A 13,357-nucleotide genomic window follows, 5' to 3' on the forward strand; every position below is an offset into this window, starting at 1 on the left:
ATAAACTAAGTTGTACAAAATGTATTAACAATACAAGTAACTTTCAATTGTTTGATGCCAAACCAACTTATAATTTCTGTTGGTAATAATAATAACGATAAATCTTACATGGAGTAGATGTAGTTTGGAGCGAATTCAATTTGGCGAGTTTCAGTTTAATACTGGATCATATGAATTAACCTCTCATGATCAGGTGATAGCGCTAGATCCAAGAACGGTGACATTGTTGCTTTTTCTCCTAGACAACCCCAATCGCATTGTCACGCGCGATGAATTACAAGAGGTGATCTGGCAAGGCGTGATTGTGACTGATAATGCGATTAATAAGCTCGTTGCCAATTTACGTAAAACACTCAATGACGACCCTAAGTTCCCTCAATATATTCAAACCGTGCCAAAACAGGGCTACCGCTTTATCGCTGAAGCCACAGTCTGTAGTGATACTAATCCTAACCTCGCCTCTGAAGACAAAAATACTCCAAGCTATGCCGTTAAGGGGCTGATTGGCGTATTGGCGGGTTTACTTGTTGTTGCGCTTGTGATGTTGAACAGTAACGAAGCTAATGAATTAAATTATAGCGAAAATAATGTATTAACCCGTGTCTTAGGTGCTAAGCGAAGTCTGGTTGTGGCTCCAGATGGAGAGACGGTTAGTTTTATTAATGATACCCGAGGCAAGGGAAATGCGCTTTGGGTTAAGCACCTGAGTAACAATGATGATGACGTTGGTAAAGAGATATCCAGTGGCGAGTATTATATTGAATCTTTGATAGCCCAAACGTCTAACCATCTTATTTTTAGCGGTTACCTTGAGGAACATTGTGGTTGGTTTAAAGTACCATTTAATGAAGGTACTCATACTCTGCAAGCGGGACAGGCACAGCAACTTGGCTGTGATGAGCTGGTGTCTCATCAGCTAACCTATGATACGCAGCAAGATGTAATCTGGTTACTAGGACACCCAAGGCGACATGAACATAAAAACACCCTGTATAAAGTTGACTTTGCCACGGGGCTTGAGCCTGTCACAGTGACTTTATCTGAAGACTGGCAGTTTGTGTCATTAGATCTCAAGGCCAATTCAAATGAACTGCTGTTGATTGCGCACAATAGTCAAGGTGTAAGCCAGTTGTTTACGTTTGATACCTCTACTCAAGCCCTCTCGGTAATGACTGACGTGCAACAACAAATTGAGTTTGGTATATGGGGTCAAAAGGAGGGAGAAATTATTATGGTTTCTGCTTCAAAACCCACCCAACTTCAGCTGGTGGACTTGCAATCAGGTGTTGAACGTACGCTGGCAAGTTTAAGTGATAGAATTTGTTGTGAGTTAGCACGTCATCCCAACAAAAAGGATTATGTGTATTCTACTTATGATAAGAATATCGATTTAAATTGGCAGCTTGCCGGTTTTGAGCTAGATAACAGTAACGGTAACGAAAGGCTGCCAGCCTTTGCAAACAAGCAATCGGGTATTTATTTCACCTCTAATCGAGCCGGTGATAATGCGATTTATTTTCAAGCGCCACAACAACGAGCTACGCCGGTTATCCCGTTGGCCGAGCATACAGTATTACGAGGAATGTCGGTTTCTCCTGATGATAAACTGATGTTATTAAATCATGATAATCACCAGCTATGGTTGGTTGATAGCGAAGAAAGAAAGGTCACTGAGCAAACTTATTTAGATGGCTATGGCTTTGCTCAATCATGGATAAACTCCACTTTATTTGCTGTGACAGTGAAAAAAAGCAAATCTCGTCATGTGAGGATTTACAATCGTCAGCTACAGCTAGTTGCTGAGTTATCAGCGCCTTGGGTAAAGCTGATGGTTGACAAAGGAGATAGAGAGTTTGTGTACGCATACAATCAACACAACGAGCTTTATCGTTTTGCGTTGGCGGATGTATTAAACGGGCAGATGCAAAATGGGACGCGACTTGGGGAGGTAACACATTTTCATCAAGGTGTTATCGAGCATGGTGTACTGTATGCTGCCAACGACAAAGAAGCGAGTTTAACTACTTATAAGATTAACGACGAGTCATTACAATTGCTGAGTCAAAAGCGTTTTGATGGTTATTACGGCTTTGACGTTAAAGAGGGGCAAATAATCTATGCGAGTACTCGAGCGTTTAGTAGTGATTTATATACCACTCGAGCACAGTAGATAACCCAACTCGGGATAACAACTGGTTCTATAGCAGCTGTTATCCCTGACTACAGCGCTAAGCTTACCTTGTATTAAGAAGTAATATTACGCTTTTTAGTCTAGGTATTTTAGTTGACTAACTCACTTCTTATCCCGAGTTCAGATTTGATAAAATGACAGCTGATCACCAGCGATAAGTGTAGGCCAGCTTAATTGCTGTTTCATCTGTAGTTTCCACGCGCTGATGCCAACCAGCTTCAATATCATAACCTCGATTGATACTGGCAATGTAGATTTCATTTGGAGATGGCTCATAGCGCACACGACTAAAGAGTGAAAAGTTGTTGGTTTGGTTGTTGTGTTGCAATAGGGTGTTCCAAGACCATTCCGTATTGAATGCAACATTGATCTTTAGTTGAGTGTTGAATAGCTGGTCGTTTATTCCGTCTCTTTCATAGTAATACATGTTGCGACTTAAGTTTAAAAATAAGTGTCGGTTTGGGCGATAGTTTATATCTACACTCACGCGTTCAAGGTCTGCGTCGTAAAACTCACCCTTAGAGAATCGAGTGATAGCATAGACGGGCCTGCTATTAGCACTGCTGATATAAAGCTCATTTTGGGTATAGTTGTATTCCCCTGGAGTAAAAATAAGTTTATCGGTAAAGCTAAATGGCTTTGTTAAGATCCTTTGGTAGCGATTATGGCTAACGAAGAAAAAGTCATCACTTTTAAAATCGATTTGTAGTGGTCGAATAAATACACTTTGTCCCTCACGGTTTCCCTGAGTATCCTCCCATAAGTAATAAAACCCAGTGGCTTGATAATAATTAATTTGATCGCTTAACCAGCCTGATTGCGGTCTCACTCTGTAGTGGCTTACTGCTTCGTAATACTGAAGATCCTTTCTATTTACAAAGCCCAAAGCGGGGCTAAAATCTTTGCCTATATATTGATAACGACTACGAAGATAAAACGTATCGTTGGGCAGCCTCACAGAGACCCCATAAGATTTGTTATCTTCATTAGTTGTTTCTTTCGGTGGCACAGATTCAGCTTCTTGATAATACGCATGTGTAACCACAGGGTATTGGTCGAGTATATTGCCCTGGAAGCGGTAGTCTGCTCCTAATAATGTGTTTTCATCTTGCCCGTCAGGACTGCCTGTAGTTACGATAGCGCCTACTTGATGGTTATCAGCCACTTGTTGAATGACTCTGGCCACACTTAATTGGGTATCTTCAGATAGACTGCCGTCCCGCTCTTGATTTACGCTTAAGATCCCCAGTCGCGTATCGCCGATTTGCCCGGTTAGTTTGGTCCCCCAGTTAATGTCTAGCAAGCCAGAGCGACGACCTTGTCCTATTCGCCTTGAGTAGAAGGGCATGCCATTGGCGTAGTTATCATCCATACCGCCAAAGCGAAAAATTTGACTGTCTTGTAAGAAAAAGTCGCGCTTTTCAGTGAAGTACTGGCTATATCGAGTGGTGTTCAATGGCACTTCATCGACTTCTGTGCCTGAAAAATCAGTATTGACAGTCAGCATGGCTGAAAGGTTGGGGGTAACTTTGTAAAGCAGATCGACAGCTGGTGTAAGCTTACTTTCTCCACTGGTATTTTTAAGCGCTAAGCTGGGCTTAACTTCTAAACCCAAACCTTGTGCTAATCCTTTAGGACCCTTGATTGGCGCGAGTTGATTTGTGTGCCAGGCATAATTACTGGGGTTATTGATGTTCCAATAAATTTGGGTGTTTGGACTGGCCACTCTGTGTCTTAATTGCAATCCCCAATGCTCGGCATTTTGTTCAAATGAGATAGATTGCATCGGTATTGCTATTTCCACTGACCAGCTGTCTACATCAATCGACGTTTTGGCATGCCACAGGGTTTTCCACTGTGCAATATAAGTGGTGCCATCGACCAAACCGTCTTCTTTTACGCCAGAGGGAGTCACGTGAAATAAGTAAGCATCTGATCTATCGAAATTGGTGTCCAACACTAAGCCAAAGTAGTCTTCATTCCACATAAATTCACCTTGGGTAAGGACTCGGTCTGTCAACGCATGCTCTGGTTGGTAGATTTTGGCGGCTACATAAAAATAGTCACTATCATAACTGACATAGGCCTCAATATGATGGTCGGGTTTATCACCAACATTGGGTCTAAATACCGCAAAATCTTTAATCAGCTTGGCATTTTCCCATTCTCGCTCCGACAGTTTACCGTCAATGGTAGGAGTGGTATTAATTTTTGGTATTTCGGTTTCTGCCTGGGTGAATTGTTGCCAGTTTGCTTGTGTTTCAAAAGAAACTAAACATGACATTAGACTAAAGGTAAATAGGCAAGAGGTTGTGCTCAGTGCATTTCTCATTGTTGTTTTTTCCGTTACGAAAAGATAACAAGATGATGCTTGAGTCATTCAAAGAAGAAGTGATAAAGACGAGAAATTAGGTGACAAAGTTGTGATTTAAGATGACAAAGGTGTGCCTAGCTAGTTGAAACTAATAGAAATAACTTTCAATACTGAAAATTCACTAAGTGGGCTTTTGTGTTTCGTGATAGCATGACCGCAAGGGAATTTATTAATCTGATCTACCAATTGATAGCATTACATATCTTTAGTCGCTTATTCCACCGAGTTCGTGGTGTCAACTGCTCCAAAGAGGGCCTGTATCTGCGTCATCATTCAAGTGAAACCTTTATTTCATTTGCTGAAATGCGCGAGCCACCAACACTTAAGAAGCACTGGCTGTATCAAAGTTTACGGATAAAAACCGAGTCCAACACAGCTGTTTTAGCAATAAAGCATAAAGGCGCGGAGGCGGTGGGAAAGCGTTTGCAAAAACTTTGGGTGTTACATCACTATAAGCAATTACACAGTAAAGCCAATAAGATAGAACAGCTACTCAAACACAGGTATCTGAGTCAAAGTAATCAGCGTCTCGTTCAGTCAGCGAGTCAGGCGTTATGGTATGGTTGGCAACATGTTGCACAAGATGTGGTGCCTGTCCAACTAAAAGGAAAGCTTGCTACTGTGCGTGAGATTGCGCTGTGGGGAGAGAAGGACATCGCTGAATTTCAAGCTGCGTTTGTCGCGCACTATCTAACAAAAGATGCTGCTTACTTCGACAAAGTTGAATCGAACCCATTGACGCCAGCGCAAAGAAAGGCCTGTATTATCCAAGACGATAGACAGCTGTTGCTAGCGGCAGCGGGGACCGGAAAAACCAGCGTGATAAAAGCCAAGGTCGGTTACTTGCTACATCGAAAACTGGCAAGTGCAGAGGAAGTGCTATTGCTCGCATACGGTAACGATGCGGCGGAGGAAATGCGCCAGCGCTGTCAGCCTCTCTGTAATACTTTAAATTGCTCTACCTTTCATTCGCTTGGCATGCAGATCATCGAAGCGGTTACCGGGGCAAAGCCGACAATTTCAACTCTAGCAACGGATAAAAAACTATTTAAACAATTTATTGCAGACACTGTGCAGTCGTTGCGACAAGAAAGCCACTTTGAGCGAGACTTTGCGCTATTTCTGAAAAGTTCGAGTACACAGCAAGCGTCACAGGCGATAGACTTAATAAGTCAGGTATTACCATTGATGAAGCATGCTCAAATCATGGGAGAGGTTGAGCAACTGCTGACGCAATTTAGCAATCAAATGAGTGTGATAATGCCAGTTCTTGCAGAATATCAGCTGTATCTAAGCAATGAATCTAGCATCGATTTCGATGACATGCTGGAGCGGGCTATTTATTACGTCGAATCTGGTCAGTTTATTTCACCATGGAAATTCATCTTGGTCGACGAATTTCAAGACATCTCCCGTGTGCGGGCAAAGCTCATCCAGGTGCTGCTAGATAAAAAAACCGGCTCGCAATTGTTCGCCGTTGGTGATGATTGGCAAGCTATTTATCGCTTTAGTGGTGGAGATATGCGCCTAACTACCGAATTTACTCAGTATTTTGGTAAGTCGACGACCACATACTTGGATAAAACATTCCGTTATCCTCAAACCATTTTAGACACGGCGAGTGAGTTTATTTGCCGCAATCCAGAACAAATAACCAAGCATATCACTTCTCATACCACCGGCGTGGCAGGGCAGGGCGTGGTGAAAGTTATGGTGGATGACGAATTGTCGCAGGCGCAACAACTGCTCAATCTTATTGAGCAGCGCAACGAAGGAAAAGCTTCCGTTGCCCTACTGGCAAGAAATCACAGAGCATTACCTGATAAATCAAAGATTGCGCAGTGGCGACAGCTCTATCCAGAACTTATTATTTCACATAACACCTTTCACGGTGCTAAAGGGACTGAAGCAGACTTTACGATCGTATTTGGTCTTAAGCATAGAAACTTTCCGTCACAGGTAAAAACGCCAGCATTTGTCGATGCGCTTTTACCTGCACAAGGGGCATTTCCCGACGCAGAAGAGCGGCGCTTATTCTACGTGGCGTTAACCAGAGCGAAGAAACAATGCTTTTTACTAGCGCCAAACGATGCACCTTCCTACTTTTTAGAGGAAATCGCATAATTATTAATCCCTGTTGATGGACTTGATCTTTTTGCGCCATGCACTCATACAATTACTTGTTGAATTAAAAAATAAGCGAGGAAAGGATGAGTACGGATCTACTAAAAGACGCGTTGAAAAGATTAAACCATATAGTCGAAAAAACAGGAATTAACGAGTCTACCTACCAAGCGTTAGCCCAGCCGCAAAGAACGCTGTCGAGCAATATCTCAATTCGTCGTGATGACGGTAAGCTTGACTATTTTAAGGCATATCGTTGTCAATACAATGATTTGCTAGGTCCAACAAAAGGCGGAATACGCTTTCACCAAGAATCTGATATGAGTGAGGTGCAAGCTTTAGCCCTTTGGATGACGCTAAAGTGTGCCGCGGTTGGCGTACCATTTGGTGGTGGCAAAGGTGCCGTAACCGTTGACCCTAAATCACTGAGTCCCATGGAGCTTGAGCGCCTTGCTCGAGCATATATTAGAGCTAATGCTGATTTTATTGGACCCGATCAAGATATTCCCGCACCGGATGTGTACACCAATGCCAGGATCATGGGTTGGATGATGGATGAATACGAGAAAATCGTCCGTAAAAAAAGTCCTGCAGTGATCACTGGTAAACCGCTTATTTTTGGAGGGAGTGAAGGGCGAGAGTCCGCCACGGGTCGCGGTGCATTTTTAATGATAGAGCGGCTTAGTGAAAAAAATAATTGGAATAAAGCGGAACAAACGGTAGCTATTCAAGGCTTTGGTAACGGTGGCTATCACTGTGCAAGGCTATTGCAGCAAGCGGGTTATAAAGTCGTTGCAGTAAGCGATTCAAAAGGCGGGATTTACTGTAAAGATGGCTTAGATATAGAAAGCATTTATCAAGAAAAGCAACGCAATAAGGCGCTTAAAGCCGTGTACTGTGATGATTCAGTATGTGAAAGCGTTGAACATAAGGTGCTGAGTAATGAAGAGCTGCTTGCGCTGGATGTGGACATTTTGGTGCCCGCAGCACTATCCGGCGCAATTACCCGAGATAACGCCAAAGCAGTATCGGCAAAGTATATTGTCGAAATTGCCAATGGACCCATTGAGGCGGACGCCGACGAAATCTTGCATCAGCAGGGCGTGATAGTGATCCCTGATATTTTAGCTAATGCTGGCGGTGTCATCGTAAGCTATTTTGAGTGGTGTCAGAATCGCCAAGGAGAGGCTTGGGACGAGCAAACTGTGCAAGATAAATTGGCGCAATATTTATCGAGTGCGTTCGAAGCGGCGTGGCAGCTGCGAAGTGATGAAGGGCTTGAGATGCGAGATGCTGTATACAAACTGGCGTTAAAACGTATTGAGAGCGCCTTGGAAGCTCACGGGACACAATCTTACTTTGAAAATCGTGAGTAGTTTTTTAGATTGTGTCGATAAATTTTTTTTGCTGTACTGTTTTCGGGTGAGTCCACATAATCGCGCTTTTGTTTGGGGGGCGGTGATACACGAGCCTACTTAGGTGTTTTCACTTAACGATTCGTGTCGACAGCGTTCCTCTTATTCCGCTACTCAAGGGGCAATTCGTATGCGCGGTTGGATCATTTACAAAGACTCTGCCAGTTTGTTAAAACCTGAAATTTATGAAATAGATAGATTGATGGCGGTGGCAAAGGAAGAAGGTATTGATCTTCAAGTTTACTCACCTGATCAATTCGATCTATTGGTAACCAGAGAAGATGAAGAAAGTATTCTGATTGATGGTCAGCCGGTTGCGTTACCTGACTTTGTACTGCCGCGTATGGGTGCAGGCACGACTTACTTTACGCTTGCGATTATCCGTCACCTTGAACGTTTAGGCGTACATTGTTTTAACTCTTCACAGTCTATCGAAACCGTAAAAGATAAGCTGTATGCTCAGCAGATCCTTGCAGAGCAAAATTTACCAACACCAAAAACTATGTTGGTTAAGTTCCCTGTAAATATTGAACTGGTAGAGAAGCAAATAGGCTTCCCGGTCGTGATTAAAACGCTATCAGGCTCGCAGGGCAGCGGCGTATTTTTGTCTAAATCACGCGGTGAATTTGATGATTTGATGCAACTCATTGAAGCGACAAATCCAAAAGCGAATATCATTTTGCAGCGTTTTGTGAAGTCGAGTCATGGTCGAGACTTACGTGTATTGACCATCGGTGGCCGTGCTGTTGCGTGTATGGAGCGCAATTCTGGCGGTAAGAACTTTAAGGCCAACGTCAGTTTAGGTGCAAAAGGTAGCCCACACCCGATCACCCCTGAAATCGAATGGCTAGCAACACAAACCGCTAATATCCTGAATCTAGATGTTGCTGGCATCGACTTATTATTCGATGAAGAGCATTTTAAAATTTGTGAAGCAAACTCAAGTCCAGGTTTTGAAGGGCTTGAACAGGCTGTAGACATTGATGTAGCGAGAGAGATTTTACACTTTATTCGAATTCGCTTAGGGATCTTTAACCGCACTGGTCAATCGAAGAAGAGCAGTAACGGCACTAAAGCGAGCAAAGAAAAAGCAGCGGAATAATACCGCTACGTCACAACACGAAAGGAGCTAGGTCAAGCTCCTTTTTTATTGCGTGAAGGGCTCAAGCGCGCCTCTTAGTGCGTCAAGCTGAATTGGCTTAGACAGAAAGTTATTCATGCCGGCTTCATAACAGGCTGCCTTATCGGACTCAGAAGTATTGGCAGTCAACGCAATAATATGCGGCCCTTGGCGTTTATCTTTTGCAAGCCGACGAATACTGCGAGTGGCTTCAAAGCCATCCATAATCGGCATGACGCAATCCATAAACACAATATCAAAGGTTTTGTCTTGGCATGATTTTACGGCTTGCTCACCGTTATAAACTTTGTCAATGTGCGTTGCACCAAACTGATTCAGTAACTTTTCCATCACCAGTACGTTGATTTGATTATCATCTACAAGCAGGATTTTACATTCTGATAAGGAAATATGCTGCTCTTCAGTCTTTTGATCTTGTACGTCGTCGGCCTCGTCTGCAAACTCTATAGGGAAGGTAACGATAAAGGTACTTCCTTTACCCAACTCACTTTCTACCTGTACTTCGCCTTGTAACAAATTACAAAGCTCAAATACGATTGAAAGGCCAAGACCAGTACCACCAAAATGCCGACTTACACTGACATCGCCTTGGCTAAATGGCTGAAAAAGATGTACTTGATTGGTCTTAGCAATCCCTATGCCTGTGTCTGAGACACTTAATTGTAGAACCGGTGAAGTTTCACTACCCAGTACGTCGGCATAAATATCGATACTACCCGTTGGTGTAAATTTGATGGCGTTACTCACGAGGTTTGCAATAATTTGTTTAACTCGAGTCGGATCTGAATAGAGCCAATTTGTGCCTTGGTTATGAATATGGAAATTGATTGAAAGCCCTTTTTCGCGACAGGCTGGACTGTACAGGCCAACAACTTGTTCGACTAACTGATGAAGATCAAACGCGGTATTGTCTAGCTTCAGGTTGTTACTATTTAACTTACTGAAGTCTAATACGTCGTTTATCAATGTGATCAACATATCTGCACTGTTGACTGCGACGCTCAGGTTACTCTTGATTTCTTTTATGTCGGTTTCTTTTCGGCACGCTTGCAGCATGCCGACTAAGCCATTTAGCGGGGTTCTTAATTCATGGCTAATTTTGGCGATAAATTCACTCCGGGTCTTAAGAAGTTGCTCCGCTTCTTCGCGTTTTTGCTCCAATGCAATACGCATTTTGACTTGTTCATCTATATCTTGAATGGCACCAAAAACCCTAACGCATTCACCATTTTCATATTCACCTTGACCGTGAGAGGCGACCCACTTTTCGTTGCCGTTGGCATCAATAATAATGGATTCTATGTCCCATTTGGTTTTAGAGGTGATGGCATCGTCTATGGCCTGTTTAATGTTTCCTTGGTGAATGCCGGGTTTGTAGAAGCTGATGGCATTGTCGAGTGTTGGTGTAAAGTTATCATCAACACCATGAATGAATCGCGTTTGTTGGCTCCAATACACTTTGTTCTTTTTAAAATCGACTTCCCATGAGCCAATATCAGCAAGACGGCTCATTGCTGCTAATGCTTGTGATCGGTGTTGTATTTTTTTTAACGCCTTTTGCCGAGAAATTTCAACACCAATCCATTGACCTAATAAACTCACATAATCTAAGTGTTCTTGACTGAACGCTTGGGCTTTGGCACTGGATGCGGAAAAGTTGACGGTACCATAGCGTTTACCATCAACAATAATCGGCGCACCAATGTAGCTTTCTAGGCCAAAGTTTGCGTAGCAAGGGTGAGTGGCAATTTCGCTGGTACCAGCGTGATGAAAAGACAGCGCGCTGTCAGCTTGTAAAGTGTGCCAGCAATAGGTGTTTGCCAGTTCAAAATCCGTACCTACCAACAAAGAATTATCTGGAGTGATCACATGCCTTACTGTGTATACATCAGCTTGGATTTCACTGACGATTGCAATATCAAGCTCAAATACATCGAGGCCAAGAGTCAGCAGCGCCGTCACTTTTTCTTCAAATGTGGTGTCTTGGTTTGTGGTGATGAGGTGTAATCGTTTTAAAATACTCACAAATTTCACATTGGCAGTACAAGGCAGTTAATCATTTAACTTTAACCGCTCTTTGCTAACTTGCCAACATTAAATCGTTTGAGTCTGTCGAGATAATTTCCGTTTTTCAAAGGATTATGAATAAAATAGTCATCGCGGGATTTATCACAATTTTTTAAGGCAAGTCTATGAAATACGTAGGTCTACTTTTTTTATTAATTACAACGGTCGTAAGTGCACAAACACTTCGTGTTGCTACCTTTAATGTCAGCATGGAAGCAACGAACTATCAACAAAAAGGGCAAGCGCTGGACTCTCAAAAGCTCAGTAAATTGCTACAGAATGGTCAACATCAACAAATCAAGAATATAGCAGAAATCATTCAGCGTGTTCGTCCAGATGTGATTCTACTCAATGAATTTGATTACATCGCTGAACCAAATAAAGGTGTACAGGCATTTGTAAATAACTATCTAGCACAACCTCAAGCGGATCAGCAGCCGATATCGTACCCTTATTTTTATATTGCGCCAGTCAATACTGGATTACCAACACCGTATGATTTAGATAATGACGGTAAGCAATCTAACTATGGCGGTGATGCCCAAGGGTTTGGTTTATATGAGGGGCAATATGGGATGGTTGTACTGTCAAAGTACCCGATTAAAAAAGAACAGGCCCGAACTATGCAGACATTTCTTTGGAAAGATATGCCAAACCATATGGTGACAATAGATCCGACGACGAGGCTGCCTTGGTATAGTGAGCAAGAGTGGCAAAACTTGAGACTAAGCTCAAAATCTCACTGGGATCTGCCAATTGAAGTGAATGGTAAATTGTTTCACCTGTTGGCGATGCACCCAACGCCCCCTGTCTTTGATGGTGAAGAGGATAGGAATGGTAACAGAAATCACGATGAGATCCGCTTAATGACCGATTATATTGACCCTAAACGTAGCCAGTACATTTATGATGATAATGGCGTTAAAGGTGGCCTTAAAAATGATACACGATTTGTCATTGTCGGTGATTTAAATGCTGCCGATACAGGGGGTAAATATAGACCCGGTGTGATAGAACAATTATTAGATAACCCTAAAGTACTCTCGAACTTTACGCCAAAAAGCAAAGGGGGAAGTGAACATAGCAAGGACAGTGAGAGTCGTAGTTATACCGCCCATTGGGGAGCGCGTGTAGATTACGTATTGCCATCCAAGTTCGGCTTTCAAGTACTTAGCAGCGGGGTTTTCTGGCCAAGCAAAGAAGACGAATTATTCCGTTTAGTGGAAAGTCGTCATGCCAGCTCCGATCACCGTTTAGTTTGGGTAGACGTGGAAGTTAAGTGACCTCAACGATTGGTCAATTGTGTCGCTTATTACAAATTTAAACAATGACTAACGGAACTAAACCGAAATAACCCTTAAGCTTGCGCTTAATGAATAGGAGAGTGTGATGAAAAGAATTCTATTAAGTGTTGGTTTAGCGGTTTGGTTATCCGGGTGTGCTCATCATGATGATGTGCGTCCATCGTCTGATGGTGTGCATAATATTATGTTATTTTCCGACAGTCGTGATGCGGGGAGTAAAGAGGCATTAAAGCAGGCCAGACACTATTGCAAACAAGCTGATATGGTCGCGTATGTTGTGAATCTAGATATCATTTATAACAGTGATACGCCTGAGAGTACTTATATCACGCAAAAAGGCGTAGCTAACGCCGTTGAGGCTGCCGGTATGGCGATGTGGATTTTTGGTCGAAATAGTGTCGATGATGCAGGGGCTGCAATGACCATAGGTGGAGGAATAGCCGATGGTGCGCTCGGTAAGCCTTATGATGTGCGATTAAACTTCAAATGTGGATGAATGCTTAGTCAGCACGTTTAACGTCGCAACATGCTTCAATCTTCATCCTTTTTTGGATTGTTTTGAGGCGTGTTGTTTTTGGGCGTTGCCTTATCTTTGTCAAAAGGCGCCGTCTGCTCGTCGATTTTCTTTTTCATTTCAAATTTGGCGGAATACTTTAACAACGCAATATTGCTCCAAATCACCCCTAACACGCCAACAATGATCAAGATCACTTGCCATGTCTCTAATTGATTGCCCATTCT

General features: G+C 42.8%; 9 protein-coding genes. 6 read left to right on the top strand and 3 right to left on the bottom strand.

Going from position 1 to position 13,357, the window contains the following annotated elements; translation table 11 throughout:
- Positions 1-124: 124 nt before the first annotated feature.
- Positions 125-2,170: a winged helix-turn-helix domain-containing protein gene (locus tag A587_RS0118910; protein WP_017218867.1), complete on the top strand. Its 2,046-nt coding sequence runs from the start codon at positions 125-127 to the stop codon at positions 2,168-2,170.
- A 166-nt stretch (positions 2,171-2,336) separates the two neighbouring features.
- Here the strand turns inward: A587_RS0118910 and A587_RS0118915 are convergent, their stop codons facing one another.
- A complete protein-coding gene (locus A587_RS0118915; RefSeq protein WP_017218868.1) occupies positions 2,337-4,523 on the bottom strand; it encodes a carbohydrate binding family 9 domain-containing protein in 2,187 nt (728 codons plus the stop codon).
- A gap of 177 nt (positions 4,524-4,700) precedes the next feature.
- Here A587_RS0118915 and A587_RS0118920 point away from each other — a divergent pair, with 177 nt between their 5' ends.
- From A587_RS0118920 to A587_RS0118930, 3 genes are all read left to right on the top strand, one after another.
- Positions 4,701-6,689 (top strand): UvrD-helicase domain-containing protein, encoded by a 1,989-nt coding sequence (locus tag A587_RS0118920; protein WP_017218869.1) that lies wholly within the window; start codon positions 4,701-4,703, stop codon positions 6,687-6,689.
- 86 nt (positions 6,690-6,775) lie between these two features.
- Entirely contained in the window at positions 6,776-8,065 is a 1,290-nt protein-coding gene (locus A587_RS0118925; protein ID WP_017218870.1) for a Glu/Leu/Phe/Val family dehydrogenase, read from the top strand.
- A 169-nt stretch (positions 8,066-8,234) separates the two neighbouring features.
- A complete protein-coding gene (locus A587_RS0118930) occupies positions 8,235-9,206 on the top strand; it encodes an ATP-grasp domain-containing protein (RefSeq protein ID WP_010375495.1) in 972 nt (323 codons plus the stop codon).
- A 45-nt stretch (positions 9,207-9,251) separates the two neighbouring features.
- Here A587_RS0118930 and A587_RS0118935 read toward each other — a convergent pair whose 3' ends face one another.
- Positions 9,252-11,270, bottom strand: coding sequence for an ATP-binding protein (locus tag A587_RS0118935; RefSeq protein ID WP_017218871.1), 2,019 nt, complete (start codon positions 11,268-11,270; stop codon positions 9,252-9,254).
- Between the two features lie 167 nt (positions 11,271-11,437).
- On the opposite strand from A587_RS0118935, the gene A587_RS0118940 reads away from it, so the two are divergent.
- Positions 11,438-12,595 (top strand): endonuclease/exonuclease/phosphatase family protein, encoded by a 1,158-nt coding sequence (locus tag A587_RS0118940; RefSeq protein ID WP_017218872.1) that lies wholly within the window; start codon positions 11,438-11,440, stop codon positions 12,593-12,595.
- A 106-nt stretch (positions 12,596-12,701) separates the two neighbouring features.
- The gene (locus A587_RS0118945) at positions 12,702-13,112 is read left to right on the top strand and encodes a hypothetical protein (RefSeq protein WP_017218873.1); all 411 of its coding nucleotides are present in this window, start codon (positions 12,702-12,704) and stop codon (positions 13,110-13,112) included.
- Between the two features lie 35 nt (positions 13,113-13,147).
- On the opposite strand, the gene A587_RS0118950 is transcribed toward A587_RS0118945, so the two are convergent.
- Positions 13,148-13,354: a DUF2897 family protein gene (locus A587_RS0118950; protein WP_017218874.1), complete on the bottom strand. Its 207-nt coding sequence runs from the start codon at positions 13,352-13,354 to the stop codon at positions 13,148-13,150.
- Positions 13,355-13,357 lie beyond the last annotated feature (3 nt).

The sequence above is a fragment of the Pseudoalteromonas sp. NJ631 genome, from assembly GCF_000276645.1.
Lineage (GTDB): Bacteria > Pseudomonadota > Gammaproteobacteria > Enterobacterales > Alteromonadaceae > Pseudoalteromonas > Pseudoalteromonas piscicida.